Raw genomic sequence first — 574 nt, forward strand, 5'->3', positions numbered from 1 at the left:
TCAACTTGAGCGCATTCAAAGTCTTAAAACGAGCTATAAAGTTGACACCCTAAATCTTTACAAAATTATTAGGCTTGAACAAGATGTGATAAACAAAAAGCACTATTCTGACTTTTTAAAATTTAGCTTTCCAACACATAAAGAAAATTCAATTCCAAATGAAATTAAAAAAATCCAAAACAACTTTAAAACAATTGAGAGTCAGAACTCTAATTCTCTTAAGGTTTCCTCTCTCTGGATGGTGATTTCCTCCACCTATTCACTACTACTCATATTTCCTTTTTTAATTTTACTCCCCGTCAACCAAGAATTTGATAAGAATGCAATATTTGGTTGGTTTTCCTTAATTGTAATTTTAGCTGCATTAATCACCTCCATCACGGTTATAGCATACCAAATCCCAATAATAAACGAAAACCCATTCTATAACTATCTTTTAAATGCTGGGATACATCTAGTTTTCATTATTCTATTCATCATTATTATTAGAAAAAACAGATAATATTTTTAAGCAAAAACATACTGTAATACCTACCCAAGGTATTAACTAAAATTTTAATCAGCCACTATCAAT

General features: G+C 29.6%; 1 protein-coding gene. It reads left to right on the plus strand.

Annotated features, from left to right (window positions below; translation table 11 throughout):
• A partial coding sequence (locus tag E1171_RS24015; protein WP_222931280.1) for a hypothetical protein occupies positions 1 to 502 on the plus strand: 502 nt, incomplete at its 5' end.
• Positions 503 to 574 lie beyond the last annotated feature (72 nt).

This window comes from Xanthovirga aplysinae (assembly GCF_009711365.1).
Taxonomy (GTDB): Bacteria; Bacteroidota; Bacteroidia; order Cytophagales; family Cyclobacteriaceae; genus Xanthovirga; species Xanthovirga aplysinae.